Source organism: Synechocystis sp. LKSZ1 (assembly GCF_040436315.1).
In the GTDB taxonomy this organism is placed as follows: Bacteria; Cyanobacteriota; Cyanobacteriia; order Cyanobacteriales; family Microcystaceae; genus Synechocystis.
Genome location: NZ_AP031572.1, coordinates 3,449,986 through 3,476,751, shown reverse-complemented (window position 1 = coordinate 3,476,751; position 26,766 = coordinate 3,449,986). Strand labels below are relative to the sequence as shown.

Annotated in this window: 24 protein-coding genes; 13 read left to right on the top strand and 11 right to left on the bottom strand. The window is 53.1% G+C overall.

The window, feature by feature from the left end:
* Positions 1–194 precede the first annotated feature (194 nt).
* Together ABXS88_RS15800 and ABXS88_RS15795 are read right to left on the bottom strand one after the other, a co-directional pair.
* The gene (locus tag ABXS88_RS15800; RefSeq protein WP_353673004.1) at positions 195–1,184 is read right to left on the bottom strand and encodes a hypothetical protein; all 990 of its coding nucleotides are present in this window, start codon (positions 1,182–1,184) and stop codon (positions 195–197) included.
* Between the two features lie 76 nt (positions 1,185–1,260).
* The gene (locus ABXS88_RS15795; RefSeq protein ID WP_353673003.1) at positions 1,261–1,776 is read right to left on the bottom strand and encodes a hypothetical protein; all 516 of its coding nucleotides are present in this window, start codon (positions 1,774–1,776) and stop codon (positions 1,261–1,263) included.
* Between the two features lie 175 nt (positions 1,777–1,951).
* On the opposite strand from ABXS88_RS15795, the gene ABXS88_RS15790 reads away from it, so the two are divergent.
* A complete protein-coding gene (locus ABXS88_RS15790; protein WP_353673002.1) occupies positions 1,952–3,139 on the top strand; it encodes a GNAT family N-acetyltransferase in 1,188 nt (395 codons plus the stop codon).
* Here the strand turns inward: ABXS88_RS15790 and ABXS88_RS15785 are convergent.
* On the bottom strand, positions 3,136–3,675 hold the full coding sequence (locus ABXS88_RS15785) for a DOMON-like domain-containing protein (RefSeq protein ID WP_353673001.1): 540 nt from the start codon (positions 3,673–3,675) through the stop codon (positions 3,136–3,138). The two genes, ABXS88_RS15790 and ABXS88_RS15785, sit on opposite strands and share 4 nt — an antisense overlap.
* Before the next feature lie 4 nt (positions 3,676–3,679).
* Entirely contained in the window at positions 3,680–5,986 is a 2,307-nt protein-coding gene (locus tag ABXS88_RS15780; protein ID WP_353673000.1) for a ribonucleoside-diphosphate reductase subunit alpha, read from the bottom strand.
* Positions 5,987–6,276: 290 nt separating this feature from the next.
* Here ABXS88_RS15780 and argF point away from each other — a divergent pair, with 290 nt between their 5' ends.
* Entirely contained in the window at positions 6,277–7,203 is a 927-nt protein-coding gene (gene argF / locus ABXS88_RS15775) for an ornithine carbamoyltransferase (protein ID WP_353672999.1), read from the top strand.
* The gene (locus tag ABXS88_RS15770; protein ID WP_353672998.1) at positions 7,204–7,701 is read left to right on the top strand and encodes a nucleoside deaminase; all 498 of its coding nucleotides are present in this window, start codon (positions 7,204–7,206) and stop codon (positions 7,699–7,701) included.
* A 22-nt stretch (positions 7,702–7,723) separates the two neighbouring features.
* Here the strand turns inward: ABXS88_RS15770 and ABXS88_RS15765 are convergent, their stop codons facing one another.
* Positions 7,724–8,908, bottom strand: coding sequence for an NAD(P)H-quinone oxidoreductase subunit H (locus ABXS88_RS15765; protein ID WP_353672997.1), 1,185 nt, complete (start codon positions 8,906–8,908; stop codon positions 7,724–7,726).
* Positions 8,909–9,052: 144 nt separating this feature from the next.
* Here ABXS88_RS15765 and guaA point away from each other — a divergent pair, with 144 nt between their 5' ends.
* Positions 9,053–10,675 (top strand): glutamine-hydrolyzing GMP synthase, encoded by a 1,623-nt coding sequence (gene guaA, locus ABXS88_RS15760; protein ID WP_353672996.1) that lies wholly within the window; start codon positions 9,053–9,055, stop codon positions 10,673–10,675.
* Between the two features lie 52 nt (positions 10,676–10,727).
* On the opposite strand, the gene ABXS88_RS15755 is transcribed toward guaA, so the two are convergent.
* Complete coding sequence (locus ABXS88_RS15755; protein WP_353672995.1) at positions 10,728–11,474, bottom strand: creatininase family protein; 747 nt, start codon at positions 11,472–11,474, stop codon at positions 10,728–10,730.
* Positions 11,475–11,594: 120 nt separating this feature from the next.
* On the opposite strand from ABXS88_RS15755, the gene ABXS88_RS15750 reads away from it, so the two are divergent.
* Positions 11,595–12,347: a response regulator transcription factor gene (locus tag ABXS88_RS15750; protein ID WP_353672994.1), complete on the top strand. Its 753-nt coding sequence runs from the start codon at positions 11,595–11,597 to the stop codon at positions 12,345–12,347.
* Positions 12,348–12,894: 547 nt separating this feature from the next.
* Here the strand turns inward: ABXS88_RS15750 and ABXS88_RS15745 are convergent.
* Positions 12,895–13,257 carry a hypothetical protein gene (locus ABXS88_RS15745; protein ID WP_353672993.1) on the bottom strand — a complete coding sequence of 121 codons (363 nt, stop codon included), beginning with the start codon at positions 13,255–13,257 and terminating at the stop codon, positions 12,895–12,897.
* A gap of 165 nt (positions 13,258–13,422) precedes the next feature.
* On the opposite strand from ABXS88_RS15745, the gene ABXS88_RS15740 reads away from it, so the two are divergent.
* Together ABXS88_RS15740 and tilS are read left to right on the top strand one after the other, a co-directional pair.
* Positions 13,423–13,863, top strand: coding sequence for a DUF3750 domain-containing protein (locus tag ABXS88_RS15740; RefSeq protein WP_353672992.1), 441 nt, complete (start codon positions 13,423–13,425; stop codon positions 13,861–13,863).
* 5 nt (positions 13,864–13,868) lie between these two features.
* On the top strand, positions 13,869–14,840 hold the full coding sequence (gene tilS / locus ABXS88_RS15735) for a tRNA lysidine(34) synthetase TilS (RefSeq protein WP_353672991.1): 972 nt from the start codon (positions 13,869–13,871) through the stop codon (positions 14,838–14,840).
* Between the two features lie 51 nt (positions 14,841–14,891).
* Here tilS and ABXS88_RS15730 read toward each other — a convergent pair whose 3' ends face one another.
* Genes ABXS88_RS15730 through ABXS88_RS15720 form a run of 3 tightly spaced genes read right to left on the bottom strand, consistent with a single transcriptional unit; the run spans position 14,892 to position 18,643 of the window.
* Positions 14,892–15,686, bottom strand: coding sequence for a hypothetical protein (locus ABXS88_RS15730; RefSeq protein ID WP_353672990.1), 795 nt, complete (start codon positions 15,684–15,686; stop codon positions 14,892–14,894).
* A 26-nt stretch (positions 15,687–15,712) separates the two neighbouring features.
* Positions 15,713–16,732, bottom strand: a complete 1,020-nt coding sequence (locus tag ABXS88_RS15725) for an isochorismatase (RefSeq protein WP_353672989.1) — start codon at positions 16,730–16,732, stop codon at positions 15,713–15,715.
* A gap of 15 nt (positions 16,733–16,747) precedes the next feature.
* Positions 16,748–18,643, bottom strand: a complete 1,896-nt coding sequence (locus ABXS88_RS15720) for a hypothetical protein (protein ID WP_353672988.1) — start codon at positions 18,641–18,643, stop codon at positions 16,748–16,750.
* 107 nt (positions 18,644–18,750) lie between these two features.
* Here ABXS88_RS15720 and ABXS88_RS15715 point away from each other — a divergent pair, with 107 nt between their 5' ends.
* The 3 genes from ABXS88_RS15715 (at position 18,751) to ABXS88_RS15705 (ending at position 22,904) form a co-directional block, all read left to right on the top strand.
* Positions 18,751–19,443: an NUDIX domain-containing protein gene (locus ABXS88_RS15715; protein ID WP_353672987.1), complete on the top strand. Its 693-nt coding sequence runs from the start codon at positions 18,751–18,753 to the stop codon at positions 19,441–19,443.
* A gap of 64 nt (positions 19,444–19,507) precedes the next feature.
* Positions 19,508–20,755: an MFS transporter gene (locus ABXS88_RS15710; RefSeq protein WP_353672986.1), complete on the top strand. Its 1,248-nt coding sequence runs from the start codon at positions 19,508–19,510 to the stop codon at positions 20,753–20,755.
* Between the two features lie 184 nt (positions 20,756–20,939).
* Positions 20,940–22,904, top strand: coding sequence for a penicillin-binding protein 1A (locus tag ABXS88_RS15705; protein ID WP_353672985.1), 1,965 nt, complete (start codon positions 20,940–20,942; stop codon positions 22,902–22,904).
* Positions 22,905–22,946: 42 nt separating this feature from the next.
* On the opposite strand, the gene pyrR is transcribed toward ABXS88_RS15705, so the two are convergent.
* Complete coding sequence (pyrR, locus tag ABXS88_RS15700) at positions 22,947–23,486, bottom strand: bifunctional pyr operon transcriptional regulator/uracil phosphoribosyltransferase PyrR (protein ID WP_353672984.1); 540 nt, start codon at positions 23,484–23,486, stop codon at positions 22,947–22,949.
* 82 nt (positions 23,487–23,568) lie between these two features.
* On the opposite strand from pyrR, the gene ABXS88_RS15695 reads away from it, so the two are divergent.
* The 3 genes from ABXS88_RS15695 to ABXS88_RS15685 all read left to right on the top strand — a co-directional run bounded on the left by ABXS88_RS15695 (position 23,569) and on the right by ABXS88_RS15685 (position 26,727).
* Positions 23,569–25,137 (top strand): FAD-binding oxidoreductase, encoded by a 1,569-nt coding sequence (locus ABXS88_RS15695; RefSeq protein WP_353672983.1) that lies wholly within the window; start codon positions 23,569–23,571, stop codon positions 25,135–25,137.
* A gap of 67 nt (positions 25,138–25,204) precedes the next feature.
* Positions 25,205–26,020 (top strand): carbon dioxide-concentrating mechanism protein, encoded by an 816-nt coding sequence (locus ABXS88_RS15690; protein ID WP_353672982.1) that lies wholly within the window; start codon positions 25,205–25,207, stop codon positions 26,018–26,020.
* A 143-nt stretch (positions 26,021–26,163) separates the two neighbouring features.
* Positions 26,164–26,727, top strand: coding sequence for a response regulator (locus ABXS88_RS15685; RefSeq protein ID WP_353672981.1), 564 nt, complete (start codon positions 26,164–26,166; stop codon positions 26,725–26,727).
* The last annotated feature ends 39 nt before the right edge of the window (positions 26,728–26,766 follow it).

The following is a 26,766-nucleotide window of genomic DNA, read 5'->3' as shown; positions in this document are numbered from 1 at the left end:
TTTCTGAACTATTCGCTACCCCGAAAATGTCCGGATGTAGTGCGTGGGACTATCTGCCTCAAGCATGATTTCCACCGAATTGAGCAAACTTATTTTGAATTGCACGACGCCAAGTGGGATACATCCGACGGGTGAGGTTAGTGATGTCACTGAGCCTCAGGGATTTATTCTAATGGATTGGAAGAAGGAAAACTCTAGGCGGGGGGGATCGTGCGGAGAAAGGGCAGGGCCAAGGACTCTGAGGGCAGGTTGTTGTATTCCTGGCGCAGGTAAGTTAAACAACTCTCCATGGATTGCACCTCTTCTTGTTTTTCGGTGATAGATTCCGACAGAATTTTCTCTTCCCGTTGCAAGGTACTGATATTGTGGGCCAATTCACCGCAGGTTACTTCCAACGAGGCCCTTTGGGCTTCTAACTGGGCCAGCATAGTCTGTAACTGGTCTTCCTGTTGCAACATCGATTGCAGTTGCTGGTTCGTCTTTTGGGATTGTTGCTCTAGGGAGGTGATGGATTGGGTCAGTTCTTCGCGATATTGCACACGGTCGAGGACTTCTTGATGGAGTTGCTCAAGCTCTTCCCGAATAAAGTAACAAGTATTTTCAATAATTTTGAGGTTATAGGTACTCTCAATCAGATTTTTTTCGATTTCCTGCTTATGGTTACCTGTAATCTCAATTTGCTGACAGAGTTCCTGTAATTCCGCTTCCAGTTGTTCTTTTTGGGGTTGGAGTTCTGCAAAGCGCTGGCCCAATTCCTGGCGCTTATTTTGCAGGGCCGAAATTTGACGACTGAGGTGGGAATGCTCCGCTTTCAGTTTTTGATTTTCGTCGCTAATCCGTTGACTAAAGGTATCAGCAACGGCAATGACTTGGTTGATTTGTTCTTCATAATGTTCCAGCTCCAGCAGGCGGAGTTCCAAGGCCTGGATATCGTAAACAAGCTGTGAGTAGCGATAGCATTGATCCTGATGGCGCCGTCTTTCCTGCCACCAGTGGTTGCCCCAGCAGGCCGGAATCGTGGCCAGGCCAGAAACAAGTGCTGATTCTAGTTTGCTGGTAACGGTTCCAGTTAAGAGAGCGACAAAACAGCCGGCCCCCAAAGCTCCCCAGAGTCGGTCGCGTCGTAGACGTTTGTTGGAACCATCAGAACTGGGCTGAGGAAGGGAAAATGGGGGGATTTTCACAATAGCGCCTATCGATAAAACTCCTTGGCCTATTATAGGGCGGCGCTGGATCTCTCGATGCGGTTAGCAATCTCCCTTAATCAAACCAGCCGATATCATCATTAGATAGAACCGCAAATTGTTGAGCAGGGCCTATGTAGCGTTTGATTAAAGCCTTTGAAACCAGGGTGGTAACAGTAGAGGGGGTATCGGCGAGGGCCTGCAGGGTTTCGACTTGGCTTTCCAGTTGGCCAATCAAGTGTTGCTGTTGGGCTAGGTTGCCCTCCAGGTGCTGGATCTGGGCCTGGAGCTTCTGCACCGCGGTCTGACTCTGGGCCAGGTTAGCTTGGGTCTTTTCTGCGTCTTGGAGGGCCTGGGTCAGGGCTTGGATCTCTTGCTGTTGGCTTTGGAGTTGGCCCTGGAGTTGTTCCGAACGTTGCCGTTCTTGATGCAGTTGGCCCTGGAGGCGCTCTAGTTCGGTGGGGTTTGGGTTGAGATCCGTCGTGGCCTCGACAACTGGGGCCGGCTCGGGATTGGTAGGTGGGGCCGCTGGCCGGTCATCCGATTGGAGTCCTTCACGTAAGAGATCCGATATGCGTCGTCGTCTAACCATAGTCTCCAGGGAATGGGATCAAAAAAAAGGGATGTAGTTAAGATTACAGGGCCGATGGCCTGTTCTAACGACAAAACTCCGCCCTGACCACTGAGGTCTGCCTCCTCTGAAACAGCAGCTTTTCTGAGCCGGATATTCAATAATAAGTCTGAATACTGTCAATCTCCCTCCTGCTATGGCGAATCCCTTTATCTCTGCCTATCGCGTGGCCTGGCATCAAAAAATCGCGGAAATTCCCCAAGACCAGTGGGATGCCCTGGCCCTTCCCTTGGCCACGCCCTTTTTGGAATGGGAATGGTTGCATAACCTCGAAACCTCCGGCAGTGTGGGCAGTAATACGGGCTGGCAACCTTGTCATCTCACGCTCTGGCAGGGGTCTCGTTTGGTCGGGGCCGCGCCCCTCTACCTCAAGGGCCATAGCTATGGTGAATTTGTTTTCGATCACCAATGGGCGGACTTGGCCCATCGTCTCGGCCTTGCCTACTATCCCAAACTGCTGGGAATGACTCCCTTTACCCCCGCGGAGGGCTATCGTTTTTTAGTGGCCCCAGAAGTCGATGAGGAACAAATCACCCAGCAAATGGTGCGGGCCATCGACCAATTCTGCCAGCGTAATCAATTATCAAGCTGTAATTTTCTGTTTGTCGATCCCCAGTGGCGGCCCTTGCTAGAAAAACTGGAATTTAGAAGTTGGCTCCACCATAGTTACATTTGGCAAAATCACAACTACCAACAGTTTGAGGATTATTTAGGGGCCTTTAATGCCAACCAACGACGCAATATTAAACGGGAACGCAAAGCAGTGGGTCAAGCGGGATTAAATCTGCAAGTTCTGACAGGAGACGAGATTCCCCACCATCTTTTTCCTCTGATCTACCGTTTCTATAGCCATACCTGCGATAAATTTTATTGGGGTAGTAAATACCTGACTCGTAAATTTTTTGCCCAGTTGTACCCCCAGTATCGCCATCGGGTTCTATTAGTTACCGCCCATACCGGCGACCCTGAGCATCCCGTTGGCCTATCGTTTTGTCTCTATAAAAATGACCGCCTCTACGGCCGCTATTGGGGCAGTTACCAAGACTACGACTGTCTGCATTTCGAGGCTTGCTACTACCGTCCCATCGAATGGGCCATTGCCCAGGGCATTACGCTATTTGATCCGGGGGCCGGCGGCCGCCACAAACGGCGTCGGGGTTTTCCCGCCACCCCCAACTACAGCCTCCATCGCTTCTACCATCCCAAAATGAGCCAAATCCTCAACTACTACATTGATGAAATTAACCAGATGGAGCAGGCGGAAATTGAGGCGATTAACCAAGATTTACCCTTCAGTAAGCGAGAAATCCAACTTCATCTTTAGGGGGCCAGGGCCAGACAAAAACTCTCTCGACGGTGAAAATCGGCAACGGGGCCGGGGTGGGTCAGGGCCCAATAGCTCAGGTCTCCGGCCTTGGCTGCCAGCACTGCGGTAATCCCCATCTCTAAAATTTCTGGCCCTGTCAGCATCGGACTCAAGTCTAAGCGGAGGTGCAGGGTCAACTGCTCGGGCTGATACTCGACCTGGAAGGGCAGGGCCCCATAGGCCACTTCGGGGGCCATACCCTGGCGATACTGCTCAAAGCGATAACAGTTCCAATGGCCCGCGGGAGATAGATTAAATTCCCAATAATGGGCTTGGCCCTGGGGGGCCAGAAAAAACTCCAAGCAAGTCTGTTGCCAGAGATAATCTTGACGTTCGGGCTGCTGGGCCGCTGGGGGAAGTTGGAGCCGACCCAGGTCTCCCCCCAAGCGGTAGCAGAGGTCTAGTTGGAGGCCCTGGTGTTGTACCTGGCCCGCTAGGGTAATCCCGTCCAAAGCAGCGAGGGGGGTAAAGGGCGTAAGGACAAAGTTCTCCATGGCCCTAGTTGGCACAGGCGACACAATCGGCGTCTGCTTCTTTAAAGTTGTCTTTTTGGACGGTGCGGATATAGTAAATGGCCTTGCAACCCGATTCCCAGGCCAGTACTAGCGTCTCAAAAATATCCTTGGCGTTGAGGCTCCGCTCCGGATCGTCAGGGAAATAGACCCCTTGATTGAGGTTAAACAGCAACTCCATGGAAATCCCGGTATCAATCCACTGTTGCATAGCCGCTACGGCCTTGACGACCTTGACTTGATTCAGGGTCTTGTTTTCGGGATAAAACCAGAAACAGTTATTGATGAAGGGGGGCGCGATGGGGACGGTGCCCTTGGCCCATTTGTCGTAGAAAAAGCGGCTATAAACCGGCAAAATACTGGCGGTACAGCCCTGTACCAGGGACGAAGAGGTATTGGGGGCAATGGCGGTAATGTGGGAATTACGGATGCCGTAGGTCTGGATATCGTCCGCTAATTTGGCCCAGCGCTCTGGCTTGGCGGCGTTTTGGCTAAACCACGCCACAGGCTTAGAACCGATCAGCAGGCCCTGGCTCCAATCACTACCGGGGAAGGCTGGATAAAAGCCCCGTTCCTTGGCTAACTCCATGGAGGCCTGGGTACACCAGTAGCCCATTTCTTCAAAGAGACGGTTAATTTCCGTCAAACTGTCGTAGCTGAGACGACGTTTGGCCAGCCAATCCGCCAGGCCCATGCAACCCACACCAATGGTGCGGTAACGGCGATTATGCTCCTGGGCCTCGGCAAAGGGGGGATGGGTGAGGTCAATGGTGTTATCCAGCAGACGCACCGCGATCTGACTCATCTGGGGTAGGTCTTTATCATCCAGGTTGGCCAAGTTGAGGCTGACCAGATTACAGCAGTGAGCTGTTTGTCCTGGGGTAACGTTACTAAAGGATTCAGTACAAAGATTAACCCCTGGAATATAGCCATCGTGCTTGTTGGGATTGGCTCGGTTCAGGGTGTCCTTAAAGGCCAGGTAGGGCATCCCCGTTTCCACCTGGGCCCGCATGATGTGCTTAAACAGTTCGCGGGCATTAATGCGCTTGTAGAGGGTAATTTTTTGGTCCAGTTCCGCCTCAATGCGTTGATAGGCCTGATCAAAATCTTGGCCCCAGAGGGTGGCCAGGTCAATGCCCAGGTTGGCCTGGACTTCGTAGGGATCCACCAGAGTCCAATCTTCCTTCGCAATCACCCGGCGCATAAACTCATCGGGAAGAATAAGCTGGGGAAAAATATCGTAGGCCTTGCGACGCTGGTCGCCATTCTCGGCTTGCATTTCTAGAAATTCGGGCACATCCATATGCCAGACATCCAGTCCAACGGTGACGGCCCCAGCCCGACGGCCCCCTTGGTTCACCGCAATGGCCGTATCGTTGAGGAGCTTAATCCAGGGAATCACTCCCCCGGAGGCATTGGCTTTTTGCATCACCCAACTGCCGGTGGCCCGGATGCGCGAGACATTTACCCCGACCCCACCGCCATTTTTAGAAATCCGAGCCGTATTGGTCACTTCCCCAAAGATACTTTCGAGGTTATCCTCCATGGCAATAATGAAGCAGGAGGTGAGGGACCCCCCCGGTACCCGCAGATTGGCCAGGATGGGAGTCGCCAGGGAAATCTTGCGGGCGGCAATGGCCTCGTAGAAACGGCGAGCCCACTTCAATCGATTCTCGGGGGCCTCGACACTAGCCAGGAGCAGGGCGCAGGTTAACAGGGCCTCCTGGGGAAGTTCATCGGGCAAAAGATAGCGGCTGGTAAGTAGAACGGCTCCAGCGTAGTCGTAGTCGGTATCCCAGTCCGCGTTAATCCAATAACCCGCTTCCTTGAGTTCCTCTTCGCTGTAGATGAGGATGCGTTCGTCGTACTGATGCGCCGCAACCTTGGCTTGTACTGTTTTTAGGTATTGCCCGTACTGGTAACCCCGGCTGACCAGGGTATCTTTCCAGAGACTCCAGATCTGTAAACGCCCGGCAACGTAGCGCCAATCCGGTTCATCGGGACTACACATTTCCAAGGCACAACTGATCAGGTTGTCTTGAATCTCGCGGGTACTAATGCCATCCCGTAGGCGAGTCGTCAGGCCAGCCTCCAGGGCAATGGCGTTGACCTCTAACCCCGTACAGGCCCAATCCACGACGGCCCGGATCTTACCAATGTTGAGTGTTGTACTCGAACCATCCCGACGAATAACCTTGATGCGATGGCTGGTGCTCGTCAGGCCAGGACTAGCAACGGTTGCAGAGCGGGGGCTGGCCAGGGGAGCAGTCGGGGCGGAAAGGGTCGGTTGCATGAAGAACGCTGGGAGAAGAGGGGAGGATATCTTAGCACAGCCGCGGGGGGAAAGATCATCGAGCCAAGGGAATCGAGGCTATATATGTGGTGTCCAGGGCAGGGCTGTTGCGCCAGATGTAGTTATCACTCTACAAATCCTAAGCTCAAATTCCAAATTTAGCTAGCCGATAATTTTGTTCGGTCACAACGATGTTAGCGTTCTCAGATGGGGCGGCAGGGGAAAGGGAAATCGCCGGGATACAATAAAGGCTTATTCAAAATCCCGACGATAGGAAAAATTCAACGGCTATGGGCATTGCAAGCTTAAAAGGACGAGACCTCTTGGCCATTAGCGACCTCACTCCCGAGGAAATGACCGACCTTTTACAACTAGCGGCCGACCTCAAGGCGGGGAAACTGGCCCCCCGCTGTGACAAGGTACTGGGGTTGCTGTTTTCCAAGGCCTCTACCCGCACTCGCGTGTCCTTTAGCGTTGCTATGTACCAACTGGGGGGTCAAGTGCTGGATTTGAATCCGAGCCAGACCCAGGTGGGCCGGGGGGAACCGCTCCAGGATACGGCCAGGGTGCTAGACCGCTATCTAGATATCGTGGCCATTCGTACCTATCGCCAGGAAGATTTGCAAACCTTTGCCGATTACGTCCAAATTCCCGTGATTAATGCCTTGACTGACCTGGAGCATCCCTGTCAGATTTTGGCGGATTTACAAACGATTCAGGCCTGTTTTGGCCAGATTACGGGTTTGACCATCACCTACCTCGGCGATGGTAATAATGTGGCCCATTCCCTTCTACTGGCGGGGGCCATGATGGGCATGAATGTCCGCATGGCGACACCCGATGGCTTTCAACCCGCTCCAGAGATCGTGGCCCTGGCCCGAAAATTGGCGGCCCCTGGCACGAAAATTACGCTAACAGACGATCCCCAGGCCGCTGCAGAAGGGGCCCATATTCTCTATACCGATGTCTGGGCCAGTATGGGGCAAGAGGATTTGGCCGATGCCCGTATTCCGCTCTTTCAACCCTATCAGGTCAATCAAGCGCTGCTCCAGCAAGCCGATCCCCAGGCCATTGTGCTCCATTGTTTACCGGCCCACCGGGGCGAGGAAATTACAGAAGCGGTTTTAGAAGGCCCTCAATCTCGGGTTTGGGATCAAGCAGAAAACCGCCTCCATGCCCAAAAGGCCCTGCTGGTTAGTCTATTGGGCCTCCTCTAGGTGAACTGGTCGAAATTGCGCCCCCAACTGACGGCGGCGGCCTATGACCAACATTATGACTGGATGGGCCAGGCCCTGGCCCTGGCCCGAACGGCTGGGGAGGAGGGGGAAATCCCTGTGGGAGCAGTCATCGTGGATCAGCAGGGTCATTGTCTGGCCCGAGCGGCCAACCGCAAAGAACGAGACCAAGACCCGACGGCCCATGCGGAATTGCTGGCCCTGCGCCTAGCCAGTCAACACCGTCAGCATTGGCGCCTAGAAGACTGCATTCTCTACGTCACCCTGGAACCTTGCCCCATGTGTACCGGGGCCATTCTTCAGGCCCGTTTAGGGTTATTGGTTTACGGGGCCGCCGACCCCAAGACTGGCACTATTCATACCGTCTTGAATTTACCCGATAGCCCGGCTTCCAACCATTGCCTACCAAGCATTACCGGCATTCGAGAACGGGAATGCCGCCAACTCCTACAGGATTGGTTCGCCCAGCGCCGTCGCTAGACAAGCCAATCCCCTCCAGAATTTAGCGGTCAACGGATCCCATAATCACATCAATACTGCCCAAGATGGCCATAATGTCGGCCACTTTTACTCCCTTGAGTAGATGGGGCAGAATTTGGAGGTTATTGAAGTCCGGGGCCCGAATCTTCCAGCGCCAGGGGAAGACGTCATCGTTGCCCTGAATAAAAATACCAAGTTCTCCTTTACCACTTTCGAGGCGGACGTAGTGTTCTCCCTTGGGAATTTTGAAGGTCGGGGCCACTTTCTTGGCAATGTACTGATATTGGAAATCATTCCATTCGGATTTTTTGCCTTCCTGTAGGCGTTTGGCCTCAAGATTTTCGTAGGGGCCACCGGGCATTCCCGCCAGGCCCTGGCGAATAATTTTGACCGATTCCCGCATTTCCCGAATCCGCACCAGATAACGGGCAAAACAGTCCCCTGCCGTCTCATATTGGACGTCCCAATCGAGTTCGTCATAACACTCGTAGTGATCTACCTTACGCAGATCCCACTTTACTCCTGAAGCCCGGAGCATCGGGCCAGAAAGACTCCAGTTAATGGCTTCTTCTCGGGTAATCGTGCCGACCCCTTCCACACGACGGCGGAAGATCGGGTTATCGGTGATCAGTTTTTCGTACTCATCGACCTTAGGCAAGAAGTAATCGCAGAAATCGGCACACTTATCATTCCAGCCGTAGGGGAGATCAACCGCCACCCCGCCAATGCGGAAATAGTTATTGTTGATCAGACGCATGCCGGAAGCCGCTTCCCAGAGGTCGTAGATCATTTCCCGTTCTCGGAAAATGTAAAAGAAGGGGGTTTGGGCACCGACGTCTGCCATGAAGGGGCCAAGCCAGAGGAGGTGATTGGCGATCCGGTTCAGTTCCAGCATGATCACCCGGATATATTGGGCCCGTTTGGGGACTTCAATATCGGCCAATTTTTCTGGGGCGTTAACCGTGATGGCCTCGTTAAACATCCCGGCGGCGTAGTCCCAGCGACTGACGTAGGGGACGTACATAATATTAGTACGATTCTCAGCGATTTTTTCCATGCCCCGGTGTAAGTAGCCAATGACCGGTTCACAATCTACGACATCCTCCCCGTCTAGGGTGACGATCAGCCGCAGAACCCCGTGCATGGACGGATGGTGGGGGCCCATGTTGAGAACCATCGGTTCGGTTCTAGTTTCAATTTTTGACATACCCTAAGCCTTGCCGCCTTTGGACATTTGGAGAACTTTTTGAAGATCATAAGGGATGCTTCCAGCAGATGCAAGACAACGCCGGGGTCTGCGGTAACTCTGATATATTTGTAGGAATATCAACCCTTTCCTTGCCCTCTGACAATGACTGCTTCCACCGTTGCTCCCCAGGCGGATTCTGCTCTGCCGCTCTCCCCCCTGCAATCCCTCAAACAACAAATCATTGTCATTCTTGATTTCGGTTCCCAGTATTCAGAGTTGATCGCCCGCCGCATTCGGGAAACCCAGGTCTATTCTGAGGTCTTGTCCTACCGCACGACGGCGGAACAACTCCAGGCTATCAACCCCAAAGGCATTATTTTATCGGGGGGGCCTAATTCGGTCTATGACCCCGAAGCGCCCCAGTGTGATCCGGCAATTTGGCAGTTAGGGATTCCGGTGCTGGGGGTTTGCTACGGGATGCAGTTGATGGTGAAACAATTGGGGGGTACCGTCGAACGGGCCAAACGGGGAGAATACGGCAAAGCTTCCCTCTGCATTGATGACCCCATCGATCTCCTCACCAACGTGGAGGATGGCGCGACCATGTGGATGAGCCACGGCGATTCCTGCGTGACCCTACCCACCGGCTTCGAGATCCTGGCCCACACCGAAAATACGCCCTGTGCCGCCATTGCCGACCACGACAAACGACTCTTTGGTGTCCAGTTTCACCCGGAAGTGGTTCATTCCGTGGGGGGCATTGCCCTGATTCGTAATTTTGTTTACCACATCTGTCACTGTGAGCCGACCTGGACCACGGAGGCCTTTGTGGAAGAGTCGGTGCGGGATATTCGTCAGCGTGTCGGGGATAAGCGGGTTCTTTTGGCCCTGTCGGGGGGAGTCGATTCATCTACCTTGGCCTTTCTATTGCACCGGGCCATTGGCGACCAGTTGACCTGTATGTTTATCGACCAGGGTTTTATGCGTAAGGGAGAGCCGGAACGCCTAGTGGAACTCTTTGATCAGCAATTCCATATTCCAGTGCAGTACGTCAATGCGCGGGAACGCTTTTTGGCCCAGTTGGTGGGCATCACCGATCCAGAGGAAAAACGCCGTCGCATTGGCCATGAGTTTATTCGGGTTTTTGAAGAAGAGTCGAATCGTCTTGGCCCCTTTGATTACCTGGCCCAGGGGACGCTTTATCCCGATGTGATCGAATCCGCCGATAGTAATGTCGATCCGAAAACTGGGGAACGGGTCGCCGTTAAAATTAAAAGCCATCACAATGTCGGGGGCCTGCCCAAAAATTTACGTTTTAAATTAGTCGAACCCCTGCGCAAACTCTTTAAGGATGAAGTCCGAAAATTGGGCCGGGCCATTGGCCTACCGGAGGAAATTGTGCGCCGCCACCCCTTCCCTGGCCCTGGCCTGGCTATTCGCATTATCGGGGAAGTCACAGCCGAACGTCTTAATATTCTGCGAGATGCAGACTTTATTGTCCGGGATGAAATCTCTAAACGGGGCATCTACCACGACTACTGGCAGGCCTTTGCCGTGCTGTTACCCGTCCGCAGTGTAGGAGTAATGGGCGACCAACGCACCTATGCCCATCCTGTTGTTCTGCGCTTTATCACCAGTGAAGATGGCATGACCGCCGACTGGGCCCGCGTCCCCTACGATGTCCTCGAAGCCATTGCCAATCGCATTGTCAATGAGGTGAAAGGGGTGAATCGTGTCGTCTATGACATTACCTCCAAGCCCCCCGGCACCATCGAGTGGGAGTAGAGATTGATTGTAGAGATGGCAAAATCTGTAGCCTTCACTTAGGGGATTAGCATCAATCCGCCTCTAGAAATTTTTGGTAGCTTTCAGCCAATTCCTTAACTGCCGCTTCCCAAAAACGTTGGCCATGCTCTGGGGTGGCCAGGGCCGGATTTGAACCCATGCGGCCATCGGGGTAATGCTTGGCAAAGTCCTGGGGCCCGTAAATGGGATAACCACTGGCCACGGGACTGGACAAAGACGCTGTTTTAATCTGGTCGGGATAGAGGTATTGGGTAACGGCCACTTCACTGGGAGTAGCGTGGGAACCCTCTTGATCGCCGTAGAGTTCCTTAGCCAATTGATAAACCGAGCGGCACATAAACCAATTGCCCACTTGACAGCGCACCGCACTCGCGTTGGATAAACCCAAAGATTCTAGGTGATAGTAGGTTTCAGAAAAAGCCGCCTTGAGAGTAGCAATATTGCCGCCGTGGCCATTGATAAAGTAAAAGTGAGTAAAACCGGCTCGGGCCAGACTGGTCACCGTATCTAAAATGACTTGAATTAACGTACTGGGCCGCAGGCTGATACTACCGGGAAAGGCCAGGTGATGCAGGGCCATGCCAACGTTAATCGGGGGAGCCACCAGGGCCTGGAGTTGGTCACCAACTCCTTCAGCAATGGCCTGGGCACAAAGGGCATCTGTTCCAATTAACCCCGTGGGCCCGTGCTGTTCGGTAGAGCCAATGGGCAGAATAATGCCCCCAGAAAATTTAAGGTAATTTTCAACTTCGGGCCAAGTGCAGAGCTGAAGACGCATAGATGAAATGTTTTTTGAAAAAATACGTAAAAATACGCAGATATTTGCTAGGGGCAATAATTTCCTTGCTCTCCTAACTATGATATATCTAGGCCTAGGAGCAAACAGTAGCAGGTTTTTATGTTATCCCTCGACCTTCCTCAATATTCTTCTTCCAGTGAACTTGTGCAGAAATATCGAATTTTGGTTGTTGAAGATGAGGATGTAATCCGCCAGATGATTGTTCTGGCCCTAGAGGAAGAAGGCTACGAAGTGGTGGCCGTTAGTGATGGCCGCAGTGCCTTGGCTTTCCTCCAGGAATTTGATGGGGCCACGGGCCAGCCATCGGTCGATTTAGTACTACTGGACGTTATGTTACCCCAGGTGAATGGCCTGGATATTTGCCGACTCCTGCGTTACCACGGCAACACGATTCCCATTCTAATTTTGAGTGCCAAGGCTAGCGAGACTGACCGAGTCTTAGGGCTAGAAGTGGGGGCGGATGATTACCTCACCAAGCCTTTCAGTATGCGGGAATTAATTGCTCGCTGTCGGGCCTTGATTCGTCGCCAGGGCTTTAGCGCCAGTGCGCCAGTTTCCTTTCGCAAATATCGGGATCTAACCCTCTATCCCAAGGAATGTCGGGTGCTACTCCGGGGAGAAGAGGTGGCCCTGGCCCCGAAGGAATACCGTCTTTTAGAGCTATTTATGAGCTATCCCCGCCGGGTTTGGTCGCGGGAGCAACTGATTGAACAGGTCTGGGGCGGCGACTTCCTTGGTGATACTAAAACCGTTGATGTGCATATTCGCTGGTTGCGGGAAAAACTAGAGGATGACCCCAGTCAACCGGAATATATTGTGACGGTGCGCGGCTTTGGCTATCGTTTTGGCTAGGCTACCAGTGTTTTTTCCGGCAGGATGTGTCTTAGTGTCTGCCGGATTAAAGCCGATATAGGTATTCTGTACAAAGGATTAAACTTCTCCAAGTAGCGTTTGGCATGGAAATAGGAGACGGTAACAACGAAGTTCTGGTCGAGGTTGCTAAACTATCTGGTGGTAACAACGGTGCAATTTCAATTGCAAGCAGACAATCCATAGACGATGGCCTATGAACTGGGATAAGTTGCCGTGCTTGGAAGTCCCTAGGTGGCAATTTGATGATGTAGAAGATTTTCTGGATCTTAGTTCTGAAGAAAATGTACAGAAAACCATAGATTTTTACACATTATGAATAAGACAGTAGATTTTATTTATCAGGCTTTCTTTCTATTTGGAGGACTATGCGGCGCTGTCTTGCTCTTTAGAGCGGCGTTTAGTTATAAAGATCAAGAGAGTGAAACGACTCTTTGGTATTTAATGTTTACATCCTTTTCTATGGGTGTAGGATTATTAGTAATTAACAGCCTTTTTCTTACATATGGTGTCATAAAAAGATGAGGCTTCAGTACTGCCTTTTTATGGAGCGACACCATAAAACATATTGGGCTAATGTTTCCATTTCGACGGGTTCTACTGCTATTGCGTGAGGATCTCCACCTACGGGTAAGAAAAAGGTTATTTTGGCTGGTATGCCCATGGGAATGAACGAACTTCTAAGATAAGATGACATTTCAGGAGTACATTTAAAATGAACGTCGTTGTTTAGACTAAAGTAGGGATCGCTTCCTAAAAATCCCTCGTCAGTGCTGGATATAACACCGAAAGTAAAACAGACATTGTTGAAAGAGGAATTCAGGTAACTCATAAGCTTGATTTTATTTTTATAACCACCAAAAAGAGCATATGCATTGTTTTGCTTGAACATAGTCTTTTCCAGGCTACCCTTGCTAAAAAAGAGATGCTGGAAAGATTGATGGCACTAAGTTCAATAATTCATTTATCTAGGATGTATTCAAATAAGTTACTCTCAGACTTCATAAATTGTAATTAATCGGCTACGTTATGGATTTATATAAAGTGTAATAAAAATATGGAAAAAACTAGCATTAAACAGTATTCTTTGTCCCCAGAAACTGTGCATCTCAGGGCCGCACGGATTCCCTGGGTTGGTTTCCTGGCCTGGCATTACTGGTACGTCATCGACCAAGAGGGCCAACAAGAACGTTGGGAAGTGTGGCAACGGGCCAGTTTAATCCCCAGCAGTTGGGGCCATCTCCACCAAAACCTGATGTCGGCCGAAGGCGGTGTCGGTAACGGCCCTAGTTGGCTCGAAGCAACTTGGGAGGGCCCCCAGGCCAAGGCTTTAATCGTGGTCTTGTACCAGAGTCCCCAGGCCTATCCCCACTGTCATCGCTATCGCTACCTGCCCGGGCCCAATAGCAATACTTATGCTCGTTGGGTGCTACAGCAAGCGGCGGTGGATCACTCCCTTAACTGGCGGGCCCTGGGCCAAGGTTATTCCTTTCGATAATGGCCATGGTCTGGACTGCTCTCCATAGCCAACTCCACAAAACCCTGCGGCAACGCGCTATCCTTCCCCGCCAGAGTCCCGTGCTGATAGCCGTTTCCGGGGGTCAGGATTCGGTTTGTCTGTTGCAACTTCTCGTTGACCTGCGGAAACATTGGGACTGGCCCTTAGCCATTGGCCATTGTGACCATGGCTGGGCCTTGGATCAGGGTATTCGGGAGCATGTTCAAGGCCTGGCGGTGCGGTTTGACCTACCCTGCTATGTCAAGGTCGCCCAGGATTTACCAGAAACAGAGGCCGCCGCCCGACAATGGCGCTATCAGACCCTGATCGAAATCGCAGAGGAACATGATTACAATCACCTCGTTACGGGTCATACCCAGAGTGACCGGGCCGAAACCCTGCTCTATAACCTGGTGCGGGGGAGTGGTAGCGATGGGCTCCAGGCCTTGACCTGGCAACGGGCCCTGACTCCCGCCCTGCAACTTCTGCGCCCCCTGTTGGGGATTAGCCGCCGCCAAACTGGAGAATTTTGTCAGCATCTCGGACTGCCTGTCTGGGAAGATGCCTATAATCAATCCCTGCGCTACGCCCGCAACCGCATCCGTCAAGAACTGATTCCCTACCTGCAAGACCACTTCAATCCCCAGGTAGAAAAGGCCTTGGCCCAAACCGTAGAAGTGCTTCAAGCAGAAGTGGCCTACCTCGAAGCCTTGGCCGACCAGCACTATGGCCAGGCTTACCAGCCAGACCCTCCCCGTTTGGAGCGTCGTCACCTCCAGGCCCTGCCCCAGGCCCTGCAACGGCGCGTAATTCGGCGTTTTCTCCAGGCCCTGCTACCCCACCAACCAAGTTTTGATCAGATTGAAGCGGTAACGGCTCTGATCTTGGCCCCGAATCGTAGTGCTTCCCCCACCCTTCCGGGCAAATGGATCATTGTTGTGTCAGGCCCTTGGCTTTTGGCCCAGAGGCCTGGCTGAATCCCTAAGAAGCAACCATTAGCCTAGTTCGCTAGTCTGATTCCCCATGGCCTAGGGCTGGCTAAAACCCCCCAGGAACATTTGGTTAAAGTTGCCTACGCTTTGGCTTACCCGCATTGCACAGCGAGAAAAGAGCGCAAAGGCCTGGGTAATTTCCTGCTGGCCATTGCCAGGGGTTAAAATCCATTCCTCTCGGATGCCCATATCTCGAAAGACCTGGCGAAAGTTCGTTTGGCCCCCGTCATCAATACCCATGGCCGCAATGATATGGTTCTCAGTACGAAGCATATCCTGCACCACCGCTTTCACGTCCTCGGCGGTTTTGCGGTAGGAATGTTCGTCGGCTCCGTCGGAAATAATTAGAGTGACACTCCGCACGGGGATGCCATTGTCGGCAAATTCCTGGGTTTTAGCCAACACCGTTCCTAATAAGACAATTGTTTGCTCGTAGAGTGGCGTTCCCCGGTTGGGGTCGTAGTTATGCTGATCCATGCGAATTGCCTGGGCGACTGGGCAGTAGGGATAGAGAACCGTGCCATTGAGATAGCGATTGTGAATCAGAATTTGCTCCCGTTGGGGGCAAGTCATCAAGGTATCGACAACAGTGTTATGGCCCGCCCGCACCGTGGCACTATTCCCGGCAAAACGAATTGAACCGGAATCGTCGGGCATGATCGTGACTAGAACCACTTCACTGGCCCCATAGTCATCGAGGGGAGTTCCCAGGCCGGCTTGAATCTGGGCCCCGAGATCTTGGACATTCAGGGCCTGCATCGAGGCCTGGGATAATAGACCTTCTTGTTGGGCCGACTGAAATAATTGCTGAACGTTGGGTAGAGAGGTCATGAGCGTTCTCCTGAGGTACTTCGGGTTTATAAAAATGAATCAGTGGACTTCACCAGGTGCATACCGGCATCGGCAAAGCGTTGATAGGCCTGATCGGCTTGTTCGGTAAAATCCACAATGCCGGGGACAACCACGGGTGAGGAACAGTCTTCTAGGAGATAGACTTTCTGGGCCAGTTGCGGGTCTTGGCTTTGGATTTCCGTCAGCAGGTCATCAATCGTCCAGGCCACACAATGGCTCTTGGCCTGGCCCGCGATAATCACCTTGTCAAATTCCAGTAATTTCTGCAAAAAACGACTGTTTTTCTGGGCGATGGGGCGACCATCATGCTGATCCAATACCTCCGGCCGGAGCACGGAATAATTCTCCGTCAAGGGATTGCCCCCTTTAATTTCAAAGTTGGTTTGGCTATGGCGAGCCAGGTTATGGAAAAAACAGGCCTCTTCCACCGCCGAAACCAAAGCATGGCCGATGCCCCCCAGCATGGCGTGATAGGGCCAAATGGTGAGGGGATATTTTCCCGCTTGGCTGAGGCGACGGACGTAGTGCAGAGCAAAGGTCTGGAGGCCAACGTAGTTGCCGTGGGCAATGCTATGGGCGACGGCTGGATTCACTTTCCAGACACCGTTTTCCACCTCGGCCAGGGAGATCATGGTCATGGGGGCCGGATTTTCCCCTGCATCATTCACCCAAAAGTCCGCATGGAAAATTTGCATGGCGGTATGGGTATCCATAGTGGGGGCAATTTCCGTGATCTGGCCCAGATGGCGGTAGATAAACTGACACAGGCGGATATTGTCTTCCACGGCCCCCAGGCCCGAACGGCCCCCGACAAACAATTCAAAGCCCGGAATACAAAAGGTATTTTGCACATCAATCACCATCAGGCAGACCCGTTGCTTATCCTTTGCGGCGGGTAAGAGTTGGTGTTGCTTGGCCCAGACCTGGGCCTGCTGGGCCCGTTCTTGGTAGGCAACGCGCCAGACCTCGCCCACCCGTTGGGGGTCGAAATGGCTGGGGATAGGGAGTAAGGTTTGAGTTGGCATGGTAAGGAGCCTCGTTTAGGAAAGTTGTAACCAGAGAATTTGTTGGGGGTGCACCACCCATAGGCCCTGAGGGCCAGGAATCAGGCTGCAGTGGCCATTGACCCAGGGTTCTGTCTCGGTAAAGGTTTTCGTTTGGACTAACTGTTGGCCCTGGTGTTCAATGCGGATAATTCCTTCATCGGTGGGGGCCAGTAGAACCTCCCCTACTGCGGCAAAGGGCAGGTTGTCCATCACCAGGGCTGGGGCCAGTTGCGTTAACCAATGGCTCTCTCCCTCAGCACAGTCAGCTTGAGCAATGCTTTGGCCCTGGGCCGTAATTACCTGGCAGGTGTAATGTCGGCGGCCGTGGATCTGGGTAGTGATAAAAAGCCAGCAGAGACGGGGGCTCAAGACACAGGCCGTTTGCAGAATTTGCCCCAAGCTAGGAGATAAGGGAATTTGATCATTTAAGCGCCCTGTACTGGCCTCAAAGACAAAGGCCCTTTGCAGATGGCCCACCCGATAACAGCCAAAGCCAAAGCTGGGGCCAATCCAAACCTGCGTCTGGCCATCGAGAAGCTCTCCCCGGACGACCGGTCCCCAACGACCGTCCTGCCAGAGCAATCCCTGTTCTAGCCAGTAGGTATGTTGGTCATTGACGGCAAATTGGGGTTTACCCCGGTAGGGACTGACACTGAGGCATTGGCTCACTTGGCCCTGCTCAAGACAGAGCACTTTTTCCCCCTGGGCTATCCAGGTTTTAGGGCCTTGAAGAGAACAATGCATCTGGGGTAATAGCGGGCCTGCCAGAACGGGAGTGCCATCTTCCCGGGTGAACTGTTCTTCCTGCCACTCTAACCACCCTAATTTGCCCTGGGAATAACTGGCCGCCAGGATCTGGCCCTGGGTCTGAAAGACAAGGGTGGCGCTCAGGGAACCGACCGGGGTTGGGGTCAGTTGGCCCTGGCCACAGTGGGGACAGGTGGAGCGGGCGTAGTCTTGGCCACAGCTAGAACAGGTTTGCCACAGCAAATGATCCAAAAGGGTTTTGGGAAAGGGGCCCCGCCGGTCTTGTTCAAATACCTGATGAAAATGGTGTAAAAGCTCATCGGTTAAGGTCTGGGGGGGCAGGGCCGGCTTGGGATAGCGCACTTCGGGATGAAAGACCGTCAGCCTCTGCTGAATCCTGGCTATCGGGGAGAGTCGGCGGCGGGGAGCGGAGGGAGCATGAATGCCGCCGTAGGGGTCAACAAACAGAAGGCATTGCATGAGCATGATCGTAAAGGCATACCAGTCGGAATCGGGGGAATAGGCTTTGCCCAAAACCCCTAGTTGGCCCTGGGTATCCCAACAGAGAGGGTCGAGAAACCGGGGCGTAAAGAGGCAACAGGGAAAGCGACCAAATTGAAAGGAGTCCGCATCGATCAGATAGGCCTGCTGATCTTTGACCAAAACATTGAGGTCATTAAAATCGCCGATCACGACCTGGTGTTGGTGGAGCTGATGGAGGGTTTGATGTAAGTCCTGAAAAATGGCCACGACGACCTGAGAGCGGATTCCCTGACGAAAACGACGGTCGCCATAGCGAAACAGGAGATCGGCATTGGCCACCAAAGGCATGGTGTAGCCCCGAATAACCTGGCCCTGGCGGTCATGGACGAGGGATTGGGGAACCACCACTCGCTCCGGCAGGCCCTGGGGAAATTGTTTCAGCTTCTCCTGGTACAGGGCCAAACGCTGTTCCACGGCGGTTTGCAGGGCCAGATCTCCTTGATAGTCAGGATGACTCGGCTGCTTAAAAAGCTTCAGGGCCAGCGTGGATGACAACCGATAGACCTCCGCCTCTCCCCCCTGGCCAAGACGGTCTTGGGGCTTGAGTTGGATTTTTTGCCGTCCAAGGTAAACGTCGGTATTTTCCAGAAGACTGTTCATGGTAGTATCTCCAGATAGTGTGCAAAACACACTATCGCTACCCCTCCAATATAGTGTTGTTTTTACACTATGTCAAGGATAACCATTGAGACCGCCACGCAAAGCCCATGTCGTTTACCTATACCTATCCCCGTCCGGCCCTGACCGTTGATTGCGTTGTTTTTGGTTTCGCTGACCCGGCGGAATTGCAGGTGCTATTGATCGAACGGGCCTTGCCGCCGTTTCAGGGCCAGTGGGCCCTGCCGGGGGGATTTGTCCATCTCGACGAATCTCTGGAAGAAGCGGCCCGCCGAGAGTTACAGGAAGAAACGGGGGTCGAAAATATTTTTTTGGAGCAGTTATATACTTTTGGGAGCGTCAACCGTGACCCCCGGGAGCGGGTGGTGTCCGTGGCCTACTACGCCCTAATTAATTTAAGTGAACATCCCCTCCAGGCCAGCACGGATGCGAAGGCCACCGCTTGGTTTTCTCTAACGGCCCTGCCGCCCTTGGCCTTTGACCATGACCAAATTTTGGCCCTGGCCATTAGCCGTCTCCGTTCCAAAGTGCGCTATGAGCCCATTGGTTTTGAACTTTTGCCGGAAAAATTTACCCTGACCCAACTGCAAAGACTCTATGAAGCGATCCTGGGCCATTCTTTAGATAAACGTAATTTTCGCAATAAATTGCTCAAAATGGAGGTGTTAACTCCCTTGTCCGAAACCCAGCAGGGGGTGGCTCATCGGGCGGCCCGTCTGTACCGTTTTGATCCGGAGCGCTATCAGGCCTTGAAACAGCAGGGCTTTAATTTTGAACTTTAGTTCGCCCTTAAAGCGGCTCCAGGGAGCGTTCTTTTTACATTCTTTGCTTACCTGAATTCCAACTATGGCCAATCACCATCCTCCCTTGCCGACTCCGCCGTCGATTCTTTGGCCGCAGGTTTGGGGCCTTGCCGCTGTCCAGGGGGCCATTGCCCTGACCTGGGTCATCTATGGCCTGTATCTCAAATCCCTATTAGTCGATTTTGGTTTTCCTCCGGCCCTAGCGACCCTAATTTTAGTGGTTGAAAATATTTTGGCAGTGGGCATCGAGCCGTTGATGGGCAGTTTGGCCGATCAGCAACAGCATTGGATGAGTAGTCGCTTTCCCTTAATTGCCGCTGGGATGGTGCTAGCATCTCTAACCTTTATCGGGATTCCCACGGTGGTTATTTTCGGTTTCGAGCATCCGGGTTGGCATTGGCTCCTGCCCACGCTGATGGTGGCCTGGGCCTTGGCCATGGCCTTGTTTCGCAGTCCGGCCCTCTCCCTGCTGGGACGCTATGCCCTGGCCAGTAAACTGCCCCAAGCCGCTAGTATCCTTACCCTGGTGGGCGGCCTGGCCGGGGCCTTGGGGCCGTTGGCAAACCAATGGTTACTCAGTCTTGGGCCACTGATCACCTTTACCACCGGCTCCTTGGTCTTGTTAGGAGCGGCGGCCTGCCTGGGGCGGATGAATCCCGACCGATGCCTGGCCCCGCCATCGGCGGACCCTGACCCAGAAGTACCGAAACAACCCCATCAATCCCTCCGCTATTCCTCACTGGCTCTTGTTTTCGGGACAGGATTCAGTATTACCCTGGGTTTTCGACTGTTGATGCAGGGCCTCCCCCCACTCCTCAAACTCAACATCCCCAATAGCTCACCGGCTTTGATTTTAGGCAGTATTTTTATTGCCCTGGCCCTGACAGCGATTCCCTGTGGAGCCCTAGCCACAAGGTTAGGTAATGCCTTGGCGATGGTCCTGGGATTACTTTCCATGGCCCTCTGGATTGGCATCATGGCCCTGAATACGTCTGTAATGGTGGCCCTTGGCCTGGCGATTCTCTTAGGACTGTCCTTTAGCTTGGTGTCTAATGGCGTCATTCCCTTGGCCCTGTCGATGGTGCCAGCGGAACGGGGTGGACTGGGAACGGGTATCTATTTTGGGGGAGCCGCTCTGGCGGCAAGTCTGTTTGGGGCCAATGCTCGTCAGCTAGAAGCCCTACTGCCGGTTGTGGGCATCGGGTTAAGCAGTGGGGCCTTTGTCAGTGCGGCGGTCTGGGTGGCCCTGACCCAGCGAGGGATCTCTCGCCCCAGCTTGTCTGCACGCTAGGGGGCCCTAACAACGGCATCACCGCCACTGGGATCAAGGGCAGGCGACAAGTCTATGGTTTTTTGTCCAAAGTCCTGTAAGCTACACTAGAGGAAATTTAAAACCCGATTTGTTCCTAGATTTTTACAAAACTTAATTCTGAGTCTTTATTTTAAAACTTCTGCTTTGAGGGCATTTTATCACCGTGTCATCTTCTAGCACCGTTTCTTCCTCCCTGGCTGGCACACCGACCACTCCACACCCCAGCTTTTTACGGGGAGTTGTGCAAACCACCAGTGCAACCTTGCTGAGTCTCGGCTTGTTATCGAGCGCCATCACAGCGGGGGCCCTCTTTGGCCTGGCGGTAAGTTTCCGTAATCTTCCAGATGTCCGGGGCCTCAAATCCTACATTCCCGCCCAAACTAGCTATATCTACGATGCTAAAGGGAAAGAGCTCCTCAGCCTCCACGGAGAAGCCAACCGCAAGATGGTTGCCCTAGACCAAATTTCTCCCAATCTCAAGCGGGCCGTTCTAGCCATTGAGGATAGTAATTTCTTTACGCACCAGGGGATTAACCCGACAAGTATCGGTCGGGCCGTCTTGGCTAATCTGAAACAAGGCGGTGTTTCGGAAGGGGCCTCAACCCTCAGTATGCAGTTGGTGAAAAATATTTACCTCTCCCATAAACGCATCGTGACGCGGAAACTGGCCGAGGCGGTATTAGCCATGCGGATTGAGCAGGTCTTTACCAAAGACCAGATCTTAGATATGTACCTCAACTATATCTATTGGGGCCACAATAATTACGGTGTACAAACCGCCGCCGAAAGTTACTTTGGTAAGTCTGCGGCTCAGCTGAACCTGGCGGAATCGGCCCTCTTGGCTGGCATGATCCAGGCCCCGGAAAGCTATAGCCCCTTTAACCATTATCAAACTGCTAAGGCCCGTCAAGCAGTCGTCCTCGACCGGATGGCTGACCTCGGTTGGATTTCTGCCCAGGAGGCCGCCCAGGCAAAAACAGCCCCTTTAACCCTGGCTAAGCCTACGGCTTGGACCTCAAGTAAGTTGCCCTACGTTACAGATACCGTCATCCAAGAACTCAAAGACCGCTTTGGCGAAGAGGCCTTGGCCAAAGGCGGATTACGCATCCAAACCACGGTGGACAGCGACACCCAAAAGCTAGCAGAGAATACGGTAAAGGCGGCCTATAATCGTCTCCGCTACAGCTTGTATCGTGCTAAAGACCTACAATTGGCCCTTGTTGCGATCGAACCGGAAACCCATTTCATTAAGGCCATTGTGGGCGGCGTTGATTATAAAAAAAGCCAATTGAATCGCGTCTTCCAATCCCGTCGTCAACCTGGCTCATCTTTTAAACCCTTTGTCTATTACACGGCCTTTGCCAGCGGTAAATACACACCAGATTCTGTGGTAGTGGATACGCCTATTCGGATTCGAGACGGGAGCATTTTCTACTCTCCTAAAAACTATGGCGGAGGCTATTCTGGTGCCATGTCCATTCGTAGTGCAGTCGCCTCTTCCCAGAATATTCCAGCAGTATGGTTAGGGAGTAAAGTCGGCATTAATAAAGTGATTGAGGTTGCCCGTCGGATGGGCATTAAGAGTCCTCTACAGGCGGTACCGTCCCTACCCTTAGGTTCTGTGGATGTCACGCCCCTCGATATGGCCACGGCCTACGCCACCCTAGCCAGCAATGGTTGGTATTCGGAGCCGACGATTATTTTACGAATTACGGATAACCAGGGTAATGTACTACTGGATAATACCCCCAAACCTAAATTAGTGTTGGATCCCTGGGCGGCCGCCAGTACTTCATCCGTGCTGAGTTCTGTGGTTAGTAGTGGTACGGGACGAGCCGCAGCCTTGGGGCGTCCGACTGCCGGGAAAACCGGTACCACCGATAACGAACGCAATGTCTGGTTTGTGGGCTATGTGCCTCAGTTGGCCACTGCCGTCTGGATTGGGGATGATGCCAACCGTTCCCTCGGCACAGGTATTACCGGTGGTCAGTATGCGGCCCCGGTATGGCGCTCTTTTATGAGCGGGGCCATCAATAAACTTCCTGTAGAATATTTCCCGTCCGCCTCGAAATTTCCTCGGCCCAAACCGGATCAACCGGATAAAGCCAAGACCGCTCGGGCCTCCTAAGGGGTTTTGGGCCTAGCCAAGACGGCTGAGTTCTTCGCTGACTTACGAGCCTTTGATTAGTTCCACCGCATCGCGGCCATCAATACTGCTGAGATAAACCTTGACCTGCTCCTCCGAAGCCGTGGGTAATTTTTTGCCGATAAAATCCGGATGAATCGGCAATTCTCGATGGCCCCGATCCACCAGGGTTAACAACCGAATCACCTGGGGCCGGCCGTACTCGGTGACGGCGTTGAGGGCGGCACGAATGGTTCGGCCTTTATAAATGACATCATCCACTAAGATCACTCGTTTTCCATTCAGGTCAAAGGGGATTTTGGTCTTAGCTGGAGTACGGGTTTTAATGCGATCCAAATCATCGCGGTAGAAAGTGACATCAATGGCCCCGACGGGAACCGTGACATTTTCCAGGGCCTCGATCTGTTGGGCAATCAACTCCGCCAAGGGCACGCCGCGTGTATAAATTCCCAGCAAAACCACCTCGGCCAAGTTGCTATTTTTTTCGATCAACTGGGAAGCCAGACGGGTCAAGGTACGTCGAATTTCGTCCGCCGAGAGGATTTCAATCACTTGCGTTGCCATGGCACAGGATAAACCGCCACAATGAATCCATTTAGTCTAAAACCAAACGCGCGGAATCGCCAGTTCCCCAGGCCCTTGACCCATGACCCTTTTGGAAACCTATTTTGCCGACCTGCCCGGTCAACCCTTAGCCGCCCTTCAAGCCACGGATCAGCGCTGGTGGGCCCTACGGCATGGACAACTAGCCCCGGTGACGGTGGTTCAACCTGGCCTTGCAGAGTCCATGACCCCGGATTTTGATCTGGCGGTGATGGGGGGAACCCTCGGCATTCTACTGGCCACGGCCCTACAACAGCGGGGCTGGCGCGTACTGGTATTGGAACGAGGGCCATTAAGAGGCCGGGCCCAGGAGTGGAATATTTCTCGCCAGGAATTACGGGCCCTATTAGAGTTGGAATTGCTCACGGAGACGGAACTGGAAACGGCCATTGCCTCGGAATATAATCCTGGCCGCTTGAGCTTTCACCAAGGCTACGAACTCTGGGTGCGGGATGTACTGAATGTGGGGGTTGATCCGGTCTATCTGCTGGAGCAAATGAAGCAAAAGTTTCTCCAGGCTGGGGGCCAACTGCTGGAATATTGTGCCTTTGAGCAGGCCCTCATTCAAGAAAATGGCGTTACCCTTCATTACCAAGGCCTGACGGGGAAGGGTCACTGTACGACGCGCCTCCTGGTGGATGCCATGGGCCATTTTTCTCCGATTGTGCAACAGCTCCGTCAAGGAACCCGGCCTGATGCGATTTGTCTTGTGGTGGGAACCTGTGCCCAGGGCTATGACCGCAACGATACCGGGGACATCATTGCTTCCTTTACGCCGATTTTGCACCAGTGCCAATACTTCTGGGAAGCATTTCCTGCTAGGGATGGCCGCACGACCTATCTCTTTACCTACCTAGATGCCGAACCCGAGCGGTTTAGCTTGACCTTTTTGCTGGAGGAATACCTGCGCCTCCTGCCCCAGTACCAAAACTGTGACCTGGCCCAGTTGACTTTCCAACGGTTACTCTTCGGCTTTTTCCCGGCCTATCGCCATAGCCCCCTACAAATGCCCTGGCCCCGGATGCTTGCTGTTGGGGATAGCGCGGGGGCCCAATCACCGGTAAGCTTTGGTGGTTTTGGGGCCATGGTTCGCCATTTACCCCGCCTGGTTCAGGGGATTGACCAGGCCCTCAAGGAAGATTGCCTCAAGACGGAGGATCTGGCTCTGCTCCAACCCTATCAGCCCAATTTAGCCGTCACCTGGCTGTTTCAAAAAACCATGAGTGTCGGTCTTCAGCAATCGGCCCGGCCGAATCAGATTAATGACCTGATGAGTGGGGTCTTCCAGGCCATGGATCGTCTAGGGGAACCGGTACTCCGGCCCTTTCTCCAGGATGTGGTGCAATTTTCTGGCCTGGCCCAGACCCTGCCCCGTGTTGATCCGCGTTTAGTTCTGCCGCTCCTACCCCAAATTGGTTTACCAGCCCTGGCGGATTGGTTAAAGCATTATGGTTATCTTGGCCTTTACACGGCCCTGGCCGGCTGGGGCTCCCACCTTCCCCTGGCTCAGTGGGGCCATCCCTACCAAGTGGAACAGTGGCTAGCGGCTTGGCACTACGGCTCTGGCCAAGACCATTTAGCCTCGGCTACCCAGGCCCCTAAGATAGACTAGAAACTATCTACAGAATCGAGGAAAAATCCCTGCCTGCTCCCTCGATGCCGCCGTTAGGAACCCATCCATGCCCAGATCCCACCTGTCCCGTCCTGCTTCTCCCCAAAACCGCTCCCAGCCATCGATCCATTCCTTCAGCGACAGTGCCCTGGGCCTGGTCTCCACTCGCAGTTTTCCGGCCATTGTCGGGACAGCGGACATGATGCTCAAATCGGCCCAGGTGACACTGGTGGGCTACGAAAAAATTGGCAGTGGCCATTGCACGGCTGTAGTGCGGGGTAAGGTGGCCGATGTGCGTCTCGCAGTGGAAGAAGGAGCCCGTATGGCGGAACAGTGTGGCCAATTGCTCTCCAAACTGGTCATTCCCCGGCCCATGCCTAACCTGGAAGCGGTGTTTCCTATCGGCAGTCATTTGGTGGAAATTGCCCAACAACAACGGGGCTACAGCCGTCTAAGTAATCGTTCCATTGGTCTGTTGGAAACTCGGGGCTTTCCGGCCATGGTCGGGGCCGCCGATGCCATGCTGAAGTCCGCTGACGTGCAATTGGCCTCCTACGAAATTATTGGTGATGGCCTCTGTACGGCGATTATCCGTGGCACCGTGGCCAATGTGGCCGTGGCCATTGAAGTGGGGATGCAGGAAGCGGAACGGATTGGCGAACTCCATGCGGTGATGATTATTCCTCGTCTGTTAGAAGATTTAGAACATACACTCCCTGTCGCCCGCTACTGGTTAGACGAAAATGAACCCCTACCAATGCTCTTGCCCAATGCAGTGACCGATAAACAACGGGAGCTGATTGCCCTACCGGAACTGGAAAAAGCGCCCCTAACCCTACCGCAAAAACAAGTAGAACCGACGGTAGAAGTCCTCGACGACTAGAAAAAGGCTGAATTCCAGCGATCCTTTGTTGCGATTTTCAGGAAAAATGGAGAGTGGTCAATCTGGCGGAAGCGTTGTTCGCTAAAATCAACTCCAAGCCCTTGGCTACTGGACATCTCTGAGATTGGTAAGGAGAATGCATCGTGTCAGCTCACAAAATTTTAGTCATTGACGACAGCAAAGTAATTCGGATGCGGGTGCGAGACATGCTTCCCCAGGGAAATTTTGAAGTGTTGGAAGCACGGGATGGCCTAGAAGGTTTCAACATGATTCGCAACGAACGCCCCAATTTGATCATGCTGGATTTTCTGTTACCAAAAATGAGTGGCTGGGAAGTGTATCAGGAAGTGCAAAAAGAGTACGACCTGAAGTGTATTCCCTTGGTTTTGATGTCTGGACGCAAGGAAGAGGTGCTGGAAAAACTCTCCGAACCCTTTGAGTATTTTGCCTTCGTCGAGAAGCCCTTTGAGCAAAAAGACTTAGTCGCGGCTATCAAAGAGGCCATGCTCAAGGCCAAGAAACACCCCAAACCGGCGGGAGTGATGAGCACCGAACCCGGCTATCAAACGACTTCGCCCGGGGATGGCAGTGCCATGGCAGCAGAATTAGCGGCCTTAAAGCGCCAGGTAGCCCAGATGTCGGGCGAAATCGAAACACTCAAAAAGCAACTGGGTCAGTTGGTAACGTTTATCAAGTCCAAACTCTAAGGCGTTTTCCAAGAAAAAAAGTCCCTTCTTCAAGCCCCC